The sequence below is a fragment of the Massilia consociata genome, assembly GCF_042432755.1.
GTDB lineage: Bacteria > Pseudomonadota > Gammaproteobacteria > Burkholderiales > Burkholderiaceae_D > Telluria > Telluria consociata.
Map to the genome: position 1 here is coordinate 21,074 of NZ_JBHLWP010000019.1, position 19,499 is coordinate 40,572.

The following is a 19,499-nucleotide window of genomic DNA, read 5'->3' on the forward strand; positions in this document are numbered from 1 at the left end:
ACCCGCGGCAGGGGATGACGCTGTCGCAAGGCGAATTATTGGGTAGTACGCTGGGGAGAACGCTTGGATCGTTCTGGTAGGTAAGGCAAGTTCCGAAGTATCCTTGTCGCTAGAAATGCTGTCAAGCATGCTTATACCGTACGCAACAGTGTGCGCGGCAGCCGTCGCAGGATGGCGTCGATACCCGCTCCAGATACAGGCATCACATGATCGAAATCGAGAACGTCAGCAAGTGGTACGGCAGCTTCCAGGTGCTGCGCGACTGCAGTGTCCGGGTCGCGCGCGGCGACGTGGTGGTGCTCTGCGGCCCTTCCGGCTCGGGCAAGTCCACCCTGATCAAGACCGTCAACGGGCTGGAACCCTTTCAACAGGGAAGGGTCGAGGTCGACGGCATCTCCGTCGGCGACCCGAACACCAGGCTGCCGCAACTGCGCGCCCGCATCGGCATGGTGTTCCAGAATTTCGAGTTGTTCCCGCACCTGTCGGTACGCGAAAACCTGACGCTGGCCCAGGTCAAGGTCCTGGGGCGCAGCAAGGAACAAGCGCTGGAACACGGCCTGGCCTACCTCGACCGGGTCGGCCTGCTGGCGCACAAGGACAAGTTCCCCAGCCAGCTGTCGGGCGGCCAGCAGCAGCGGGTGGCGATCGCGCGCGCGCTGGCGATGGACCCGGTGGCGATGCTGTTCGACGAGCCCACTTCCGCGCTCGACCCCGAAATGATCGGCGAAGTGCTCGACGTGATGGTCGGGCTGGCGCAGGACGGCATGACGATGATGGTGGTGACCCACGAGATGGGGTTTGCGCGCAAGGTGGCCGACCGCATCGTCTTCATGGACCACGGCAGCATCGTCGAGGACAGCCCGACGGAGGCCTTCTTCAGTGCGCCGCGCTCGGAACGGGCGCGCGAATTCCTGACCCGTATTATTCATTAGCCAACGCGAGGGCGGCGGCGCGCTGCATGCGTGTCGCTGCGGGTAAAATGTCGGCATCCGCAATCCGAGAGCCGCCATGTCTTCCATTATCGACACCCCAGACACCATCACCATCACCCGCCCCGACGACTGGCACCTGCACCTGCGCGACGGCGCGGCGCTGGCCGACGTCCTGCCGCACACTGCGCGCCAGTTCGCCCGCGCGATCGTGATGCCGAACCTGAAGCCGCCGGTCACCACGGCCGCCGCCGCCGCCGCCTACCGCGACCGCATCCTGGCGGCGCTTCCGGAAGGCATGCAGTTCGAGCCCTTGATGACGCTGTACCTGACCGACAACACCGATCCGGACGAGATCCGCCGCGCCATGGACACCGGCTTCATCCACGCGGTCAAGCTGTACCCGGCGGGCGCCACGACGAACTCGGATGCCGGCGTCACCGACCTCAGGAAGTGCTACCGCACGCTGGAAGTCATGCAGGAAGTCGGCATGCCGCTGCTGGTGCATGGCGAAGTGACCGACAACGACATCGACCTGTTCGACCGCGAGGCCGTGTTCATCGAACGCGTGATGCGCCCGCTGCGCCGCGACCTGCCGGCCTTGAGCGTCGTGTTCGAGCACATCACCACCAAGGAGGCGGCGCAGTACGTGGCCGAAGCCGAAGGCCCGATCGCGGCGACGATCACCGCGCACCACCTGCTGTACAACCGCAACGAGATCTTCCGCGGCGGCATCCGCCCGCACTATTACTGCCTGCCGGTGCTCAAGCGCGAAGAGCACCGCCTGGCGCTGGTGACCGCGGCCACCAGCGGCGACGAGCGCTTCTTCCTCGGCACCGATTCGGCGCCGCACGCGGTGCATACCAAGTACGCGGCCTGCGGCTGCGCCGGCTGCTACACAGCGCTGCACGCGATGGAGATGTACACCGAGGCGTTCGCCCAGGCCGGCGCGCTCGACAAGCTCGAAGCCTTCGCCAGCCTGAACGGTCCGGCCTTTTACGGCCTGCCGGTCAACGAAGGCACGATCACGCTCAAGCGCGAAGCCTGGACCTTGCCGGAAACCGTGCCCTTCGGCGAACACCAACTGGTGCCGCTCAACGCCGGCGAGACCATCAACTGGAAGATGGTGTAAGCGGACCGGGTCGGCATTCATATGCTGTCGCAGATCGACTGGTCGCGTCCCTGGTACGACGCGGTGCGGCCGGCATTCGCCCGGCTCGGGCTGGACGGTGAGGCCTTCATCGATGCCTTCAACCGCAACGCCGAAGCGCTCGCGCTGCGCAACCACCGCGGCCTGCCGCTGCGCTTCGTCCCGCAGGCCGCGCTGCCGGAAGGGACCGCCTACGAGGAATTCATCGGCGCCACCGGCAATGTCCCGACCAGGGACAACCTGCACGACTTCTTCAACGGGCTGGTGTGGCAGACCTTCCCGCTCATCAAGCGCCAGCTGAATGCCCTGCAGGCGGCGCAGATCGCGCAGGCCGGCATCGGCAAGTCGCGCGGCGCGGCGCGCGACGCCGCCACCATTTTTGATGAGAACGCCGCGCTGCTGGTCGTGCGCGCAGGCGAACCCGGGCGCACGCTGGTGGACGCATTGCGGGCGCACGACTGGCTCGCCGCGCTGTTCGAGAAGCGCGCCATGTACGGGCCCGATGTGCAAGTCTGGCTGTTCGGCCACGCGCTGATGGAAAAGCTGGTGGCGCCGCGCAAGGCGATCACGGCGCATACGCGCGTCATCGTCGCCGGCGATGATTATTTTGCGCTCGGCCATGACGCGCAGCGCGCATGGATCGATGCGCAGGTCGCGGCGCAGCTGGCGGACCAGGCCTTGCACACCTCGGGCTTCACGCCGCTGCCGATGCTCGGCGTGCCCGGCTGGTGGCCGGGGCAGGACCGCGACTTCTACCTCGACACCACCGTGTTTCGTCCCAAACGCAAGCACGACAGCACGAACTGAAAGGAAGCCTGATGTCAGACGCAGTACGCTGGGGAATCCTCGGCACGGGCAAGATCGCCCGTGCCTTTGCCAACGCACTCAAGGACGTGCCGGGCGCGGTGCTCGCCGCCGTCGCGTCGCGCAGCCACGACAAGGCACACGCCTTCGCGCAGGAGTTCGGCGCGCCCGCTGCCTACGGCGACTACCAGGAACTGGTCGACGCCGGCGGCATCGACCTGGTCTATGTCGCCACGCCGCACCCGCAGCATGCGGACAACGCCCTGATGGCGCTGCGCGCCGGGAAGGGCGTGCTGGTCGAGAAGCCGTTCTCGATGAACCTGCGCGAAGCCGAGCAGGTCGTCACGCTGGCGCGCACGCGCCGCCTGTTCCTGATGGAGGCGATGTGGACGCGCTACCTGCCGGCCTTCGACGAGGTGAAACGCATCATCGCCTCCGGCGAGATCGGCGAGGTGCGCCAGGTCGTGGCCGATTTCGGCTTCACGGCGAACTTCGGTCCCGAGCACCGCGTGTTCAATCCGGAGCTGGGCGGCGGCGCGCTGCTGGACCTCGGCATCTACCCGCTGTCGATCGCCACCGCGCTGCTCGGGCCGGTGGCCGAGATCAAGGCGCAGGCGCAGATGGGAGCGACCGGCGTGGACGTGCAAACGGGCTTCACGCTCAAGCACGAAGCCGGCGGCATGTCCGTGTGCAGCTGCTCGTTCCAGGCGCGCACGCCGTGCGAGCTGACGGTGTCGGGCACCCGTGGACAGGTGCGCATGAACACGATGTTCCACCGTGCCCGCTCGGTGACGGTGGCGCTCGAGGACGGTTCCTCGCGCACGGTCGACACCCCGTATCTCGGCAACGGCTACGTGCACGAGGTGATGGAAGCGCAGCGTTGCTTCCTCGCCGGATTGACCGAGAGCCCGGCCATGCGGCTGGAAGAAACGCTGGCGCTGATGGGCGTGCTGGACGAGATCCGGCGCCAGATCGGGCTGGTCTACGCGGCGGACCGCAAGGCGTGACTTGCGTATGCAGGCTGAGTTGACAGTGGCAGCCGGGGGGCGAATACTGGGGTGATCTTCCCGATCGTTCCTGAAGGAGCACTCATGCGCGCCGTCATTCCCATCCTGCGCATCTTCGACGAAGCGAAAGCCCGCGAGTTCTACGTCGGTTTCCTCGGCTTCCGGGTCGACTGGGAGCACCGTTTCGAACCGGGCCTGCCCCTGTACCTGCAGGTGTCGCGCGATGGGTGCGTGCTGCACCTGAGCGAGCACCACGGCGACTGCTGCCCCGGTGCGGCGCTGCGCATCGAGGTCGACGACATCGATGTTTACCATACCGAGCTGGCGGGAAAGCAGTATGGGTATGCCCGTCCCCATGTCGACGATACCCCCTGGGGTTCGCGCGACATGTCGGTCAAGGATCCGTTCGGGAACCGGCTGACGTTCACCAGCGCGATCAGCGCCTGAGTTGCCGCAGCAGGGCACGCCAATAGCCTGTCAAGGAGAAGCCAGCTTGGTCACCGATAAACGCGTCGCGATCCTGGTCGACTGCGACAATGCCAATCCCTTGGTCCTGGATTATGCGCTGAAGTGCGCCGTGGAATGCGGACGCGTTGTCATCAAGCGCGGCTTCGGCAATCACACCGCGCTCACCAATCGCTGGCAGGAGGCGCTCGTCCAGATGGCGTTCACGCCCTGCCTGCAATTCCAGTACGCGCCCGGCAAGAACACGTCCGATATCGCACTTGCATTGGATGCGCTGGAAACGTTCCTGGATGCCCGGGCCGACAGCTTCGTACTGGTGACGAGCGATTCCGACTTTGCCTATCTTTGCCGCAAGTTGCGCGAGCGGGGCGCGGCAGTGCATATCGTCGGGGAGGCGAAGACGCCGGCCGCGCTGCGCAATGCATGCGACAGCTTCTTCGAATTCATTCCGGCAGAGCCGCAGCCGAAACAGGACCAGGCGCACAGCGCGCCGGCGGCACTGCATGTCGTTGCGGCGCATCCCGTTCCGATCGCCAAGCGGCAACCGGCATTCGTCATCGAAGCAATCAGGCGGCTGGCCGCCGATAGCGGGGAAGATGTGGTTCACCTGGGGCCGTTGGGCAGCCAGCTCCAGAAAATAAAACCAGGATTTTCATCGAAACAGTTCGGCTATCCGAAGTTGATCGACATGCTCAGGGCATACCCGTCATTGAAGCTCGTCGGACAGGAGGATGGAGGCTGGACCGTGCGCTTGTCGCAAAAAACTGGGGGCAAAGCTGCCTGAGGCCCAACGCCAATCACTTGAGAACGCGAGGACACGTAGGGTGGGCGGCTCTACCGACAGCGCGAGCAAGCCAGCGCCGCCCACGCGTTCAACAGGTGCATGAAGGGCCGCGCAGGCAGCATCACGGTGGCTTGAGCGTGTGGGCGGCATCCGCAGCGTCTGGCGTTCATGTTGTCGGGTGGAGCCGCCCACCCTACGAACTGGCATTGGCCTGAGGCCGCCCTTCAGACCTTCAGGAATTCCTCGCGCCCGCCGAGCCAGCGCGTCAGGTGCGCATCCACGATCGCCATGTATTCCGGCCGATCGCCGTTGTCCAGCAGGTATTGCGCCACATCGCGCGCCTTTTCCACGATCCACTGGTCCGCTTCCAGGTCGGCAAAGCGCAGCATCGCTTCGCCCGACTGGCGCGCGCCCAGGAATTCGCCGGGGCCGCGGATCTCCAGGTCGCGCCGCGCGATCTCGAAGCCGTCGGTGGTCTCGCGCATCGTCATCAGGCGCTGCTTGGCCACCTGGCCCAATGGGCTCTGGTAGAGAAGTAAGCACACGCTTGCGGCCGTACCCCGGCCGACGCGGCCGCGCAACTGGTGCAGCTGCGACAGGCCGAAGCGCTCCGCGTGCTCGATCACCATCAGGGAGGCGTTCGGCACGTCGACGCCGACCTCGATGACGGTGGTGGCCACCAGCACGTGGATGCTGCCTTCGATGAAGGCGTCCATGATCACCTGTTTTTCGGCCGGCTTCAGGCGCCCGTGCACCAGCCCAACCTGCAGGTCCGGCAGGGCTTCGGCCAGGGTCTCGTAGGTTTCGGTCGCGGTCTGCAGCTGCAGCACCTCGGATTCCTCGATCAAGGGGCAGACCCAGTACACCTGGCGGCCTTCCTGCGCCGCCGCGTGCACCCGCTCGATCACCTCGTCGCGCCGGTTCTGGTCGATGGCGCGGGTGACGATCGGGCTGCGGCCCGGCGGCAGTTCGTCGATGACGGACACTTCCAGGTCGGCGTAATAGGTCATGGCCAGGGTGCGCGGGATCGGCGTGGCCGACATCATCAATTGGTGCGGCACCAGGCCGTCGCTGCCCTTGTTGCGCAGGGTCAGGCGCTGGCCGACGCCGAAGCGGTGCTGCTCGTCGACGATGACCAGGCCCAGCCTGGCGAACTGCACCGTGTCCTGGATCAGCGCGTGGGTGCCGATCACCAGATTCGCTTCGCCCGATTCGATCCGTTCCTTGGCCGCGTCCTTTTCCTTTTTCTTCAGGCTGCCGGTCAGCCAGGCCACCTTGACGCCGAGCGGTTCCATCCAGGCGGCGATCTTGCGGAAGTGCTGCTCGGCCAGGATCTCGGTCGGCGCCATCAGGGCGGCCTGGTAGCCGCTGTCGATGGCCTGGGCGGCGGCCAGCGCCGACACCACGGTCTTGCCGCTGCCGACGTCGCCCTGCAGCAGGCGCTGCATCGGGTAACCCTCGCGCAGGTCGGCGCGGATTTCCTTCACCACGCGCTGCTGCGCGCCGGTGAGCTTGAAGGGAAGCGTTGCCAGGAAGGCTTCGGACAGCTCGCCCACCGCGCGCAGTTGCGGGGCGCCTTTTTCGCGGCGCGCGCGCTGCGCTCTCTTGAGCGACAGCTGCTGCGCCAGCAGCTCGTCGAACTTCATCCGCGTCCAGGCCGGGTGCGAGCGCTCGGTGAGGGCGTATTCGTCGACGTCCGCCGGCGGGTAGTGCAGCAGGCGCACCGACGGTTCGAAGTCCCACAGCTGCAGGCGCGAGAGAAACGCGTTGGGCAGCGTGTCGCGCCAGTCCACCCGCTTCATGGCATCCGCGATCGCGCGCCGCATCACCGTCTGCGACAGGCCTTCGCCTGCCGGATACACCGGGGTGAGCGACGTGGGCAGCGGTGCGCCCTCGTTGATCACCTTGTAAGTGGGGTGGACCATCTCGGCCCCGAAGAAGCCGTGTTTCAGCTCGCCGCGCGCGCGTACCCGCACGCCTTCGGACAGCTGCTTGACCTGGCTGCCGTAGAAATTCATGAAGCGCAGCTGCAGCTCGCCGGTCTCGTCGGCGATCTGCACCAGCAGCTGGCGCCGCGGCTTGTACGTGATTTCATTCCTGACCACCACGCCTTCGACCTGCCAGGTCTGCAGGCCGCGCATGCTCGCTTCGCGGATCGTGACGACCTTGGTCTCGTCCTCGTAGCGCATCGGCAGGTGCAGCACCAGGTCCATGTCGGTGCGCAGCCCCAGCCGGGCGAGCTTCGATTCGGTGGTTTTAGGGGCGGATGTGGTCTTGGTGGCGGGCATATTGCGGCAGTTTGGGCTTTGCTGGCGTAAAATAGAGGGTTCGCCGCACGCGCTGCAGCCTCTATTGTAAGGCTGACAGCCTTCATTTTCCCAGAATTGACGACAATGTACTCGCTTTCCGATTTCGATTTCGACCTGCCGCCAGAACGGATCGCGCAGCTGCCGCTGCCGGACCGCAGCGCCTCGCGCCTGCTGCAGCTCGATGGCGACCAGATCACCGACCGCCATTTTGCCGACATCGTCGACCAGCTCCAGCCGGGCGACCTGCTGGTCATGAACAACACGCGCGTGCTCAAGGCACGCTTCTTCGGCGTCAAGGAAACCGGTGGCCAGGTCGAGGTGCTGGTCGAGCGCGTGCTCGACAACCGGACCGTGCTGGCGCAGGTGCGCGCCTCCAAGTCGCCCAAGCCGGGCAACCGCATCCGCCTGGCCGACGCCTTCGACGTCACGACCGGCGAGCGCGCCGGCGAGTTCTTCACCTTGCACTTTCCGGAAGAGGGCGGCGACGTGTTCGAGCTGATCGAGGCCCACGGCCGCCTGCCGCTGCCGCCCTACATCGAGCACACCGCCGACGAATTCGACGAGCAGCGCTACCAGACCGTCTACTCGAAAGAGCCGGGCGCGGTGGCCGCGCCCACCGCCGGCCTGCACTTCGACCAGCCGCTCCTCGACAAGCTGCAGGCGAAGGGTGTGAAACTCGCCTTCGTCACGCTGCACGTGGGCGCCGGCACCTTCCAGCCAGTGCGGGTCGAGGACCTCTCGGCGCACAAGATGCACTCCGAGTGGTACACGATTGCCCAGGAGACGGTCGACGCGGTGCGTGCCGCAAAGGCGGCAGGCCGCGACGTGGTCGCCGTCGGCACCACGTCCTTGCGCGCGCTGGAATCGGCCTCGCAGTCGGGCCAATTGGTGGCAGGCAGTAACGACACGGCGCTGTTCATCACGCCGGGCTACACGTTCAAAACGGTCACGCGCCTGATCACCAATTTCCATTTGCCGAAGTCGACGCTCATGATGCTGGTGTCGGCGTTTGCCGGTTACCACGAGATCCGCAAGGCCTACCAGCATGCGATCGCCAACGAATACCGCTTCTTCAGCTATGGCGACGCCATGCTGCTGACGACAAACTCACGCTAAAGACACCGATGCTCGAATTTACGCTACTCAAAAAGGATACCAGCGGCCTGTCGCACGCACGCCGCGGCCGCCTGAAGCTCAACCATGGCACCATCGAAACCCCGATCTTCATGCCGGTCGGGACCTACGGCTCGGTCAAGGCGATGTCGCCGGTCGAGCTGAAGGAGGTGGGTTCGCAGATCATCTTGGGTAACACCTTCCACCTGTGGCTGCGCCCGGGCACGGCCGTGCTGGACAAGTTCGGCGGCTTGCACAAGTTCATGGGCTGGGATGGCCCGATCCTGACCGACTCGGGCGGCTTCCAGGTGTTTTCGCTGGGCGCGATGCGCAAGATCACGGAAGAGGGCGTGAAGTTCGCCTCGCCGATCGACGGTTCGCGCCAGTTCCTGTCGCCCGAGGTGTCGATGCAGATCCAGCGTTCGCTCAATTCGGACATCGTGATGCAGTTCGACGAATGCACCCCCTACGAAATAGATGGGAGACCCGCGACGGCCGAAGAGGCGGCCAAGTCGATGCGCATGTCGCTGCGCTGGGCCCAGCGCTCGATGAACGAGTTCAAGGCCGGCGAGAACCCGAACGCGCTGTTCGGCATTGTCCAGGGCGGCATGTACGAGCACCTGCGCGACGAGTCCCTTAGTGGTCTGGAAGACATCGACTTCCCGGGCCTGGCGATCGGCGGGTTGTCGGTGGGCGAGCCGAAGGAAGACATGCAGCGCATCCTGGCCCACGTCGGCCCCCGCCTGCCGGAGAACAAGCCGCACTACCTGATGGGCGTCGGCACGCCGGAAGACCTGGTCGAGGGCGTGGCCAACGGCGTCGACATGTTCGACTGCGTGATGCCGACCCGGAACGCACGCAACGGCTGGCTGTTCACGCGCTTCGGCGACGTCAAGATCAAGAACGCGCGCTACAAGGACGACGCGGCGCCGCTGGACGAGAGCTGCGACTGCTACTGCTGCAAGAATTTCTCGCGCGCCTACCTGCACCACCTGCACCGCTCGAACGAGATCCTGGGGGCGCGGCTGAACACCATCCACAACCTGCACTTCTACCTGAAGATCATGCAGGAGATGCGCGATGCGATCGATGCGGACCGGTTCAACGAGTTCCGCATCCAGTTCGCGGCGGACCGCTCGCGCGGGGTGTGAGCGGGCGCTGGCGTAAGCGAGGGCTAACTGTTGAGCTGGCAAGGTCGCGGCGTACTTCACGTCCGCCTGCCCGCTCGACATCTGCGCTACATTAAATTTCCTGCAACATCTTGCAATCTGGAATTGCAATCCTACATACCTCCAGATTGTCTCCGGCCGCATTGCCGGTGCTAGAATACACCGCTTAATTTTTTTAATCCCACCACAATCGGAGTTCTTGTGTTCATTTCCAACGCGTACGCGCAAACTGCCACCGGTACCGCAGCCGACCCAGGCCTGATGGGCAGCCTGACCACTTTCCTGCCGCTGATCCTGATGTTCGTGGTCATGTACTTCCTCATGATCCGTCCGCAGCAGAAACGCCAGCGCGAGCTGAAAGCGATGATGGACGCGCTCGCCAAGGGCGATGAAGTGGCAACCGCCGGCGGCATCCTCGGCCGCGTGACCAAGGTGGCCGACACCACCGTGACGATCGAAGTGTCGACCGGTACCGAAATCGTGGTCCAGAAGAACGCAGTGACGACGCTGCTTCCGAAAGGCACCCTGAAGGCCCTGTAAGCTCAGTAAGCACGAGGCGCCGGCCCGGCGGGCCGCGCCGTGCCCAACATTGAATGCTGGAACACTATGAATCGCTATCCCGTCTGGAAATATCTACTGATCGCCGTTGCGCTCCTGTTGGGTGTGCTGTACACGGCGCCGAACTACTTCGGCGAATCGCCGGCACTGCAGGTCACCACCGGTAAATCGACGGTCAATATCACCAGCGCCACGGTGGGCCTGGTCGAGGATGCGCTCAAGCGCAACGGTGTTCCGGCCACCGGCATTGCCCTCGAGGGCTCCGGCAACAGCACTTCGGTGCGGGCCCGCTTCGGCAGCACCGACGCCCAGTTCAAGGCGAAGCTGGCGCTCGAGCGCGACCTGAACCGCGACCCCGAAGATCCCGATTACATCGTCACCGTCAACCTGGTGAAGAATACGCCTGCCTGGATGCAGGCGATCAACGCGCTGCCCATGAACCTGGGCCTGGACTTGCGCGGCGGCGTGCACTTCCTGCTGCAGGTCGATGCCAACGCCGTCCTCGACACCAAGGTCAAGGGCGTGCAGGCCGGCGTGCGCAGCCAGTTGCGCGACCAGAACATCCGCCATGCCGGCATCGAACGCGTCGGCAACACCGTCGAAGTGCGCTTCCGCGACGTCGAGACGCGCGCCGCGGCACGCAATACGCTCGCCAGGCAGTTCCAGGACCTGAACTTCGCCGAGACCGCCGACGGCACCGAACTGAAGCTGGTTCTCACCCTCAAGGAGGACGCGCTCAAGCGTACCGTGGAAGAGGGCGTGAAGCAGAACATTGCCACCCTGTCCAAGCGTATCAACGAGCTGGGCACTACCGAGCCGATCATCCAGCAGCAGGGCGCCGACCGCATCATCGTGCAGTTGCCGGGCGTGCAGGACGTGGCGCGCGCCAAGGACATCATCGGCCGCACCGCCACCCTGGAACTGCGCATGGTCGACCAGACCGTGACCCCGGGTACCGAGCTGACCGCCGCCATTCCGCTCAATTCCGAACTGTTCACCGAAGGCCGCGGCGCCCCGGTGGTGGTGTCGAAGGACATCATCCTGACCGGCGACTACATCTCGAGCGCCGTCGCCAGCTTCGACCAGAACCAGCAGCCGGCCGTGTCGCTCGACCTGAACGGCGACGGCGGCCGCCGCATCCGCCAGGCCACCCGCGACAATATCGGCAAGCGCATGGCGATCCTGCTGAAGGAAAAGGGCAAGTACAGCGTGCTGTCGGCCCCGACCATCCAGAGCGAACTCGGCTCGACCTTCCAGATCACGAACATGGGCACCTCGCAGGACGCGAACGAGCTGGCGCTGCTGCTGCGCTCGGGCGCGCTGTCGGCGCCGATGGAATTCATCGAGGAACGCGTGATCGGCCCGCAACTGGGCGCCGAGAACATCGAGCGCGGCCTGCAGTCCACCATCTGGGGCTTCGTGGCCATCGCGGCCTTCATGATCATCTACTACCACGTGGTCGGCATCGTCAGCGCAGTGGCGCTGGCGGCGAACGTGCTGTTCCTGCTGGCCTTGCTGTCGATGATGCAGATCACCCTGACCTTGCCGGGTATCGCGGCAATCGCGCTGACGCTCGGCATGGCGATCGACTCGAACGTGCTGATCAACGAACGCATCCGCGAGGAATTGCGTGCGGGCGCCGCACCACAGGTGGCGATCAACGCCGGCTTCAAGCATGCCTGGGACACGATTTTCGACTCTAACGCCACCGCCCTGATCGTCGGCCTGGCGCTGCTGATCTTCGGTTCCGGTCCGGTGCGCGGTTTCGCCGTGGTGCACTGCCTGGGCATCCTGACCTCGATGTTCTCGGCGGTGTTCGTGGCCCGTGGCCTCATCAACCTCTGGTACGGCCGCAAGAAGAAACTGACGAACATCTCGATCGGCACGGTCTGGAAACAGGGTTTCACGCCTAACAAGCAAAACGCTACTCAGGAATAACGATGGAATTTTTCAAGATCAAACGGGATATCCCGTTCATGCGCCACGCCGTGATCCTCAATGTGATCTCGATCGTGACCTTCCTGGCGGCGGTGTTCTTCCTGGTGACCAAGGGCCTGCATTACTCGGTGGAGTTCACCGGCGGTACCGTGATGGAACTGCGCTACCCGCACGCGGCGGACCAGGAAAAGATCCGCTCCACGCTGCGCGGCATCGGCTACGAAGCGCCTGAGGTGGCCAGCTTCGGCACCGCGCAGGACATCATGCTGCGCCTGCCGATCATCGAGGGCCAGGCTGCGGCGGGCACCTCGTCGAAGGTGTTCGATGCCATCTGCGCGTCCGAACAGGGCACGCCGAAGGTGAGCCAGGTCACCACCGACAAGGGCGAGCAGGTCAACCACACCAACTGCGTGGCCGCAAACGGCCAGGAACTGGTGAGCCTGCAGCGCGTCGAATTCGTCGGCCCGGCGGTCGGCGAAGAGCTGGCGCAGAACGGCCTGAGCGCACTGATCATGGTGGTAATCGGCGTGGTCATCTACCTGGCAGTGCGCTTCGAGTGGAAATTCGCGGTCGCGGCAATCTTCGCGAACCTGCACGACGTGGTCATCATCCTCGGCTTCTTCGCCTTCTTCCAATGGGAGTTCTCGCTCACGGTGCTGGCGGCGACCCTGGCGGTGATGGGCTACTCGGTCAACGAATCGGTCGTCATCTTCGACCGGATCCGCGAGATGTTCCGCAAGCAGCGCAAGATGAGCGTGCCGGAAGTGATCGACCACGCGATCACCAGCACCATCTCGCGTACCATCATCACCCACGGTTCGACGCAGATGATGGTGCTGTCGATGCTGTTCTTCGGCGGCCAGGCGCTGCACTACTTCGCGATCGCGCTGACCATCGGTATTCTCTTCGGTATCTACTCGTCGGTGTTCGTCGCCGCCGCGATCGCCATGTGGCTGGGCGTGAAGCGCGAAGACCTGATCAAGCCGGTCAAGGAAAAGGACGAGACCGACGGCGCCGTCGTCTGACCCGCGTTGGTATCGACAAAGCCGCCCGGCCCCAGGCCGTGGCGGCTTTTTTACATTTAATCAAGCCTTTATGGCAAGTTGCGGGCTTGTGTGCGGTAACGCACAGAAACAAAGTGGAGCGGTCCCTATAGTGGACCTGTCTCTTTCAGGACATCCCTAGTTTTGGACTTCACCCGCTCCCCAACCGGAGCGGGTTTTTTTTTGCCTGCTGCCCCCGCAACTGCCCGCCTGGCTGTCCAGCCATCACAGGTACGTTGCCCAGAGTTCGTTGGAAAATCGGCCGGCCGGATCGACCCGGCGTTTCAGCAGGCGCAGCGCCGCCGCTTCCGGATAGGCCCGGTCGAACTGTTCCCGCGTGGCGTGCAGCTGGTACGGAAGGTAGTAGCGCCCGCCGAAGCGCAGCGCCGTGTCGATCATCTCGCGTGTCCAGTCGCCGGCCTTGCGCCACTTGACGCTTGGGCGCTCCAGCAGGAGAGGGTGGATCAGCTTGCTGCGCAGGAGGTCGCCGCGGGGCAGCTCGGTCAGGGCGAACAGCACGTTCTGGTTCAGCGCGTACGACTGCCCGCGCGGAACCAGCCTGGCAGGCTCGGTGAGGGGCTTCGTGGTGCTGCGCCAGGACACCGCGACCGGAGCGTCGAAGGAGGGCGGCAGCAGGTCGGCATTGTGGAAAATGCAGCCGCTGTCCTTGTCCACCGTTTCCACGACCCGCCGGAACCAGGCCGGGTAGTCGTCGAGCGCCACTTCTTCGACCACCCGCTCGATGCGGGTGTTGGGCGTAAGCGCGAGTTCGACTTCGGTGATCACGCCGATGGCGCCATAGCCGCCCGCGGCAGCGCGGAACAGGTCGGCATGGCGGGTGCGGCTCGCTTCCACGGTCGAACCGTCGGCAAGGACGAGCTGCAGGGCCCGGACCGAGTTGACCACGGGGCCGTTGCCGACATACCGGCCATGCGCGTTGACCGACACCGCGCCGCCCACCGTGAAATTGGAAAAGCTCTGCATCGTGTGCACGGCCAGCCCGAGCGGGTCGAGCAGGTCCTGCAGGTCGCGCCAGCGCATCCCGGCCTGGACCCGCGCCACCCTGGCGCCGGCATCGAGCCGGACCAGCCCCTTCATGGCGCGCATGTCCAGGTGCAGGCCGCCCGTGACGGCCACCTGGCCTCCCATGCTGTAGCGCCCGCCGCCAACCGCGATCTTCCCGGGCCATTCCCGCACCGCCCGGACCACGTCCGCGGTGGACACGGGAGCGACCACCCGGGCCACTTCCACCGGATACAGGCCGGTCACATTCGGGATCAGGACGCCGGGGGCGGATACGGCCTGGGCCGGGGCAAGGGTCAGGAGGCCCGCGCCGGCCAGGGCGTGGGCGAGGAAGGTGCGGCGCTGCTGGTTCATCGGTTACTAATTCCTTTTGGAAATTTGGCCGATCTTAGCAATACGGGTTTGCCTGGTGAAGCCGCGATACACATTCACGACAGATCATCCAATCCACGGGTCGGCCCACGCTGCCTTCGACCGTGGTAACCGTACAAATTCCTCCTGTGTGTGAATCAACGCACCGAGCACAGGCGTTCCGAGCGATAAAGTGGACTCGTCTCTTTCAGGACATCCCTAGTTTTGGACTTTACCCGCTTCCACGGAAGCGGGTTTTTTTTGCCTGTTGCACGGCAGTGTGCGGCAGCCGCGCAACAACGCGGAAAAGCGGCGCTGTGTGAATCAGCGCACGGAAGCGGACTGGTGCGGGACCTATAGTGGAACCGTCTCTTTCAGGACATCCCTAGTTTTGGACTTTGCCCGCTCCCCGAGCGGGCATTTTTTTGGCTGCTACAGAAGCGCCGCGGTCAGGCTCTTCACTTCCTCGCCCGATTCGGCGAGGACCTGCGCCAGCGTGCCCTGGCCCACCGTGAAGTCGATGGTGGCCGCACTCTCCGGCGTGGTGGCGCCCGGGCGCGCATGCAGCGGCGACGGGAAGGGCGCCAGGTCCTTGGCCAGCAGCAGGGTGTCGCCCAGGGTTTCCGGCGGCAGCGCGCGCATGCCGTTCCACAGCGCTTCGATCGCCCCCATCACGGGCACCGGCACGCCGAGCTTGAGCAGCACGCCGCGGCCGATCGCCACTTCGCCGTGCTCGATCCATTCGTCGGCGCAGTCGTCCACCAGGCCGGGGAATTCCTCGGCGCGCGACAGCAGGTAGAAGCCGCCCACTTCGTGCACGATGCCGGCGAACAGTGCGGTTTCCGGATCGACGAAAGAGACACGGCGCGCGATCACCTGGGCCAGCGCCGCCACGTGGGCCGAGTGGATCCACAGCTGGTCGGCCTTGGCGCGCAGGCCGGGGTCGGTGATTTCGCTCGCCAGCTGGCGCACGATCACGGACGCGGCCAGGGCGCCGAGCGTGCGAAAGCCCACGCGCTGGACGGCGGCGCGCACGTTGGTGACGTCATGGCCGGCGCGGTTGTAGGCGACCGAGTTGGCGATCGCCACCGTGCGCGCGGCCAGCAGCGGTTCGGCCTGCACCAGGCGCGCCGCCATGTCGGTGTGGCAGTCGGGTTCGTTCAGTGCGCGCTGCAGCTTGAGCGTCGCATCGACGTTCGTGGGGAAACTGAGTTCGCCGCGGCCGGCCTGGGCGGCGATGCTCTTGAGGGCGGAGAGTCGGTCCATCGAAAAATTATACCCCCATTGCCCGGCCGGGCTGGTAAGAATTGCTCCAGGGTATTATTCGATCACGCGCCCGGCCGGTGCTGCTCAGGGTTCGCTGAAGATGGCGTCGCAACCTTCCTTCTGCTCTTCGGTGTCCTGCAATTCGTCTTCCAGGCCCAGGTCGTAGAGTTCCTCGACGGCGTTCATGAAGCTGTTGAGCGTGCTGGCCCCGATCATGCGGTAGATCTCGCCCGCGTCGTTGCGTACGCCGATCAGCATCGGCTCTTCCTGGACTTCGGCCAGGGGGGCCACGTCGAGCAGCAGGTTACCGATGATGTGCTTGTCGAAATGGGCAGGCTTTTTGCCTTCGATCAGGGATGTTTTCAAGGCAATTCCTTTGTCTGTGGAGGGTGAGGGGGGAGTCCGCCGGCGGCGATGCGGTCGCGCAGCAGGCGCAGGGCGCCATCGAGGGCCTCGAAGTCGGCGTTGCTGTAGCCGGCAAACAGCTGCTTGCCATGCGCCACGACCTTCGGGAACACATCTTCGAACACGCCTTCGCCGGCGGCAGTGAGCCGCACGAAGAACGAGCGTTTGTCGTCGCTACTGCGTTCGCGCACCACGAGGCCCTTCTGTTCCAACCGTTCGATGACGCCGGTGAGCGTGCCCTTGGTGATCAGGGTGCGCTCGCCCAGTTCCTTGTAGCTCATGCCGGACGTATTGCCCAGCGTGGCAATGATATCGAACTGCGCATGCGTCAGCCCGTGCTGGCGCACCGATTCGCCGGAAAAACGCTCGAATCCCTGCATGCACTCGGCCAGCAGCCGGACGCTCTTTAAATATCGTTCCCCCATGGGGCGAGATTATAGCCGCTGCCGGCACTTTGCCCGATCCCGGCGGCGGTCCCGGCACATCGGCTCCGTTACTGTTGAACTCTTGTATGATAGCGGACGATGTTGACCACCGGCCGCCCCGCCCGTCCCCGATGATCCTGCCGATCCTTCCCGATGCAGCCTGCTGACCTGTCCCTGCTGGCACAGGAACGCCCGCTGCGCGTGCTGCTGGTGAACGCGGGCGCACCGGACATGCTGACCTGGTCCGGCCTGGCCCAGCCGCTGCGCCTGGCGGCCAAGCTCGTGGGCCCCGAATTGCTGCACGTGGACGTGCGTAGTCCCGACAAGTTCGCAGCCGATGCCGCCCGCCACTGGCACCTAGTGCTGCTGGTGGCCGACGAGGCCGAAGCGGCCCTGAAGCCCGCCAACTGCCGCGCCCTGGTCGAGCGCTGCCGCGCCGCGCCGTTCTGGGGCGGGGTCGGCGCCGGGGTGCTGTGGCTGGCCGACGCCGGCGCGCTGCACGGCGTGCGCACGGCGCTGCCCTGGGCGCTTTATCCCGACACGAATGCGCTGGCGGAGCAGGCCCTGTTCACGCCCAACCTGTACGAGGTCGACGGCAACCGCCTGACCTGCTGCGGCGGCGCGGCCAGCATCGATTTCGCCCTGACCCTGGTCGAGATGCTGTTCGGCGCGGCGGTGCAGGCCCAGGTCAAGGAAATCCTGTGCGTGGACCGGGTGCGCGGCAAGGACGAGCGCCAGCGGGTGGCGCTGCAGGCCAGGTTCGGCACCCTGCAGCCGAAACTGACCGAGGCGGTGGCGCTGATGGAAGCGAATATCGAAGAGCCGCTCTCGACCGACGAGATCGCGCAGCTGGCCGGCATCTCGCGCCGCCAGCTCGAGCGCCTGTTCAAGCAGTACCTCGGCAGCCTGCCGTCGCGCTACTACCTCGAACTGCGCCTGCAGCGCGCCCGCAAACTGTTGTTGGAAACTAATTATTCGATCGTGCAGGTGGGACTGATGTGCGGGTTCTCGTCGGGCTCGCACTTTTCGACGGCGTTCGGGGCACTGTTCGGAAACACGCCACGGGAGGAAAGGCAGAGGAAGCTGGGGCAGTGAGGCGCGGCCACCGTGTCGTATTTTCTGCCGGCACACCACTGTCTCGGGCTTTCCCTGCCAACCGTTGAGTCCTCATCCCGGCGCAGGCCGGGATCCCATTCCAGCGCACAGTGAGAAGCAAGCAGTACCTGTAAGCACAGAAAATGGGGTTCCGGTCTTTGCCGGAACGACGTCGCGGAGGTTGTTGGCTTTCCCGCAATATTTCTCCGACTAAAAACGAAAATCCCTGTCGCAGTTCTGCAAGAACTTGTCACACAGCGTTTCTATAATGGCTTGGTCCAGTGCGGCAATCCGTCCGTACGCAAACCGTCTTTGAATGATGAGGAAGAAGCCATGAACGCAAAGCTTGATTCGGGTGTCACCACGCGGCCTGTCACTCGGCAGACCTTCGACGAAGTCCTCGTCCCGACCTATGCCCCGGCCGCGATGGTGCCGGTGCGCGCGGCGGGCCTGGAAGTGTGGGACCAGGAAGGCAAGCGTTACCTCGACTTCACCTCGGGCATCGCCGTCTCGAGCCTCGGCCACGCCAACCCGGCCCTGGTCGAGGCCCTGACGCAGCAGATCAACACCCTCTGGCACCTCGGCAACGGCTACACCAACGAGCCGGTGCTGCGCCTGGGCATGGCCCTGACCGAGGCCACCTTCGCCGACCGTGCCTTCTTCTGCAACTCGGGCGCCGAAGCCAACGAGGCGGCCCTGAAGCTCGCCCGTAAATACGCGCATACCAAGTTCGGCCCGCACAAGTCGCGCATCGTGTCCTGCCTGTCGTCCTTCCATGGCCGCACCCTGTTCACCGTGTCGGTCGGCGGCCAGCCGAAGTACACCGAAGGCTTCGAGCCGCTGCCGCAGGAACTGAGCCACATCCCGTACAACGACATCGAGGCCGCGCGCGCCGCGATCACCGACGATGTCGCCGCCGTGATCGTCGAACCTATCCAGGGCGAGGGCGGCGTCATCCCGGGCAACCCGGACTTCCTCGCCGCGCTGCGTGAACTGTGCGACCAGACCGGCGCGCTGCTGGTGTTCGACGAAGTGCAGTCGGGCGTGGGCCGCACCGGCACCTTCTACGCCTACGAGCAGATGGGGGTGACCCCGGACATCCTGACCTCGGCCAAGGCGCTGGGCAACGGCTATCCGATCGGCGCCATGCTGACCACCCACGCCATCGCCGAGCACTTCGGCGTCGGCTCGCACGGCACCACCTACGGCGGCAACCCGCTGGCCGGCACCGTCGGCCTGAAAGTCGTCGAGACCATCAACGACCCGGCCTTCCTGGCGCGCGTCAAGCAAGCCAGCGCCAGGATTTTCGCCAACCTCGAGAAGCTGTCGGACGACTACCCGCAGGTGTTCGGCAAGCCGCGCGGCATGGGCCTGCTCATCGGCCTGCCGATGACGGGCGACTTCAAGGGCCGCGCCAAGGACTACACCAAGGCCGCCGAGAAGCTGGGCCTGATGCTGCTGATCGCCGGCCCGGACGTGGTGCGCCTGGCGCCGGCCCTGGTGGTGTCGGACGAGCACATCGCGGAAGCGGACCGCCTGATGCGCGACGCCGTCGAGGCCTTCATCGCCGGCTGATCCAAGGCTTGCATCCGGACGGCCCACCTTTTTGCGGGTGCGGTTGTCCGCGCTGCCGAAGCTGATCACTTTGAGTTGATCTCTTACCAG

18 protein-coding genes are annotated in these 19,499 nt (G+C 65.2%); 13 read left to right on the forward strand and 5 right to left on the reverse strand.

The features are described from left to right. The first annotated feature begins 206 nt into the window (after positions 1–206). The 6 genes from ACFFJK_RS19590 to ACFFJK_RS19615 all read left to right on the forward strand — a co-directional run bounded on the left by ACFFJK_RS19590 (position 207) and on the right by ACFFJK_RS19615 (position 5,139). Positions 207–932: an amino acid ABC transporter ATP-binding protein gene (locus ACFFJK_RS19590; RefSeq protein ID WP_379681362.1), complete on the forward strand. Its 726-nt coding sequence runs from the start codon at positions 207–209 to the stop codon at positions 930–932. A gap of 76 nt (positions 933–1,008) precedes the next feature. Further along, entirely contained in the window at positions 1,009–2,061 is a 1,053-nt protein-coding gene (gene pyrC, locus ACFFJK_RS19595) for a dihydroorotase (RefSeq protein WP_379681363.1), read from the forward strand. A gap of 21 nt (positions 2,062–2,082) precedes the next feature. Beyond that, on the forward strand, positions 2,083–2,886 hold the full coding sequence (locus ACFFJK_RS19600; RefSeq protein ID WP_379681364.1) for a DUF3025 domain-containing protein: 804 nt from the start codon (positions 2,083–2,085) through the stop codon (positions 2,884–2,886). 11 nt (positions 2,887–2,897) lie between these two features. Then, positions 2,898–3,890 (forward strand): Gfo/Idh/MocA family protein, encoded by a 993-nt coding sequence (locus ACFFJK_RS19605; RefSeq protein WP_379681365.1) that lies wholly within the window; start codon positions 2,898–2,900, stop codon positions 3,888–3,890. Between the two features lie 84 nt (positions 3,891–3,974). Next, entirely contained in the window at positions 3,975–4,337 is a 363-nt protein-coding gene (locus tag ACFFJK_RS19610) for a glyoxalase superfamily protein (protein WP_379681366.1), read from the forward strand. 46 nt (positions 4,338–4,383) lie between these two features. After that, positions 4,384–5,139: an NYN domain-containing protein gene (locus ACFFJK_RS19615; protein WP_379681367.1), complete on the forward strand. Its 756-nt coding sequence runs from the start codon at positions 4,384–4,386 to the stop codon at positions 5,137–5,139. A 224-nt stretch (positions 5,140–5,363) separates the two neighbouring features. Here ACFFJK_RS19615 and recG read toward each other — a convergent pair whose 3' ends face one another. Further along, a complete protein-coding gene (recG, locus tag ACFFJK_RS19620) occupies positions 5,364–7,427 on the reverse strand; it encodes an ATP-dependent DNA helicase RecG (protein WP_379681368.1) in 2,064 nt (687 codons plus the stop codon). 105 nt (positions 7,428–7,532) lie between these two features. Here recG and queA point away from each other — a divergent pair, with 105 nt between their 5' ends. From queA to secF, 5 genes are all read left to right on the forward strand, one after another. Next, a complete protein-coding gene (gene queA, locus ACFFJK_RS19625; protein WP_379681369.1) occupies positions 7,533–8,564 on the forward strand; it encodes a tRNA preQ1(34) S-adenosylmethionine ribosyltransferase-isomerase QueA in 1,032 nt (343 codons plus the stop codon). Positions 8,565–8,572: 8 nt separating this feature from the next. After that, a complete protein-coding gene (gene tgt / locus ACFFJK_RS19630) occupies positions 8,573–9,712 on the forward strand; it encodes a tRNA guanosine(34) transglycosylase Tgt (RefSeq protein ID WP_379681370.1) in 1,140 nt (379 codons plus the stop codon). Between the two features lie 219 nt (positions 9,713–9,931). After that, a complete protein-coding gene (yajC, locus tag ACFFJK_RS19635; protein WP_379681371.1) occupies positions 9,932–10,270 on the forward strand; it encodes a preprotein translocase subunit YajC in 339 nt (112 codons plus the stop codon). Positions 10,271–10,336: 66 nt separating this feature from the next. Beyond that, a complete protein-coding gene (gene secD / locus ACFFJK_RS19640) occupies positions 10,337–12,226 on the forward strand; it encodes a protein translocase subunit SecD (RefSeq protein ID WP_379681373.1) in 1,890 nt (629 codons plus the stop codon). 2 nt (positions 12,227–12,228) lie between these two features. Next, positions 12,229–13,251: a protein translocase subunit SecF gene (gene secF / locus ACFFJK_RS19645; RefSeq protein WP_379681374.1), complete on the forward strand. Its 1,023-nt coding sequence runs from the start codon at positions 12,229–12,231 to the stop codon at positions 13,249–13,251. Positions 13,252–13,494: 243 nt separating this feature from the next. On the opposite strand, the gene ACFFJK_RS19650 is transcribed toward secF, so the two are convergent. The 4 genes from ACFFJK_RS19650 to ACFFJK_RS19665 form a co-directional block, all read right to left on the reverse strand. Further along, positions 13,495–14,646 carry an FAD-binding oxidoreductase gene (locus tag ACFFJK_RS19650; RefSeq protein WP_379681375.1) on the reverse strand — a complete coding sequence of 384 codons (1,152 nt, stop codon included), beginning with the start codon at positions 14,644–14,646 and terminating at the stop codon, positions 13,495–13,497. A gap of 429 nt (positions 14,647–15,075) precedes the next feature. After that, entirely contained in the window at positions 15,076–15,909 is an 834-nt protein-coding gene (locus tag ACFFJK_RS19655) for an HDOD domain-containing protein (RefSeq protein ID WP_379681377.1), read from the reverse strand. 84 nt (positions 15,910–15,993) lie between these two features. Continuing rightward, positions 15,994–16,275, reverse strand: coding sequence for a hypothetical protein (locus ACFFJK_RS19660; protein WP_379681378.1), 282 nt, complete (start codon positions 16,273–16,275; stop codon positions 15,994–15,996). Further along, positions 16,272–16,694, reverse strand: a complete 423-nt coding sequence (locus ACFFJK_RS19665) for a MarR family winged helix-turn-helix transcriptional regulator (protein ID WP_379681379.1) — start codon at positions 16,692–16,694, stop codon at positions 16,272–16,274. Before ACFFJK_RS19665 ends, ACFFJK_RS19660 begins: the two co-directional genes overlap by 4 nt. Positions 16,695–16,892: 198 nt before the next feature. On the opposite strand from ACFFJK_RS19665, the gene ACFFJK_RS19670 reads away from it, so the two are divergent. After that, entirely contained in the window at positions 16,893–17,834 is a 942-nt protein-coding gene (locus tag ACFFJK_RS19670; RefSeq protein ID WP_379681380.1) for a GlxA family transcriptional regulator, read from the forward strand. A 333-nt stretch (positions 17,835–18,167) separates the two neighbouring features. Then, positions 18,168–19,409 carry an acetylornithine/succinyldiaminopimelate transaminase gene (locus tag ACFFJK_RS19675; protein ID WP_379681381.1) on the forward strand — a complete coding sequence of 414 codons (1,242 nt, stop codon included), beginning with the start codon at positions 18,168–18,170 and terminating at the stop codon, positions 19,407–19,409. Positions 19,410–19,499 lie beyond the last annotated feature (90 nt).

Bases quoted from the DNA above. Each gene is read 5' to 3' on its own strand.
- ACFFJK_RS19655 (WP_379681377.1), bottom strand. From the start codon at position 15,909: ATGGACCGACTCTCCGCCCTCAAGAGCATCGCCGCCCAGGCCGGCCGC.
- secF (WP_379681374.1), top strand. From the start codon at position 12,229: ATGGAATTTTTCAAGATCAAACGGGATATCCCGTTCATGCGCCACGCC.
- pyrC (WP_379681363.1), top strand. From the start codon at position 1,009: ATGTCTTCCATTATCGACACCCCAGACACCATCACCATCACCCGCCCC.
- ACFFJK_RS19600 (WP_379681364.1), top strand. From the start codon at position 2,083: ATGCTGTCGCAGATCGACTGGTCGCGTCCCTGGTACGACGCGGTGCGG.
- ACFFJK_RS19605 (WP_379681365.1), top strand. From the start codon at position 2,898: ATGTCAGACGCAGTACGCTGGGGAATCCTCGGCACGGGCAAGATCGCC.
- ACFFJK_RS19670 (WP_379681380.1), top strand. From the start codon at position 16,893: ATGCAGCCTGCTGACCTGTCCCTGCTGGCACAGGAACGCCCGCTGCGC.
- recG (WP_379681368.1), bottom strand. From the start codon at position 7,427: ATGCCCGCCACCAAGACCACATCCGCCCCTAAAACCACCGAATCGAAG.
- ACFFJK_RS19610 (WP_379681366.1), top strand. From the start codon at position 3,975: ATGCGCGCCGTCATTCCCATCCTGCGCATCTTCGACGAAGCGAAAGCC.
- ACFFJK_RS19665 (WP_379681379.1), bottom strand. From the start codon at position 16,694: ATGCAGGGATTCGAGCGTTTTTCCGGCGAATCGGTGCGCCAGCACGGG.
- queA (WP_379681369.1), top strand. From the start codon at position 7,533: ATGTACTCGCTTTCCGATTTCGATTTCGACCTGCCGCCAGAACGGATC.
- ACFFJK_RS19675 (WP_379681381.1), top strand. From the start codon at position 18,168: ATGAACGCAAAGCTTGATTCGGGTGTCACCACGCGGCCTGTCACTCGG.
- ACFFJK_RS19650 (WP_379681375.1), bottom strand. From the start codon at position 14,646: ATGAACCAGCAGCGCCGCACCTTCCTCGCCCACGCCCTGGCCGGCGCG.
- secD (WP_379681373.1), top strand. From the start codon at position 10,337: ATGAATCGCTATCCCGTCTGGAAATATCTACTGATCGCCGTTGCGCTC.
- ACFFJK_RS19590 (WP_379681362.1), top strand. From the start codon at position 207: ATGATCGAAATCGAGAACGTCAGCAAGTGGTACGGCAGCTTCCAGGTG.
- tgt (WP_379681370.1), top strand. From the start codon at position 8,573: ATGCTCGAATTTACGCTACTCAAAAAGGATACCAGCGGCCTGTCGCAC.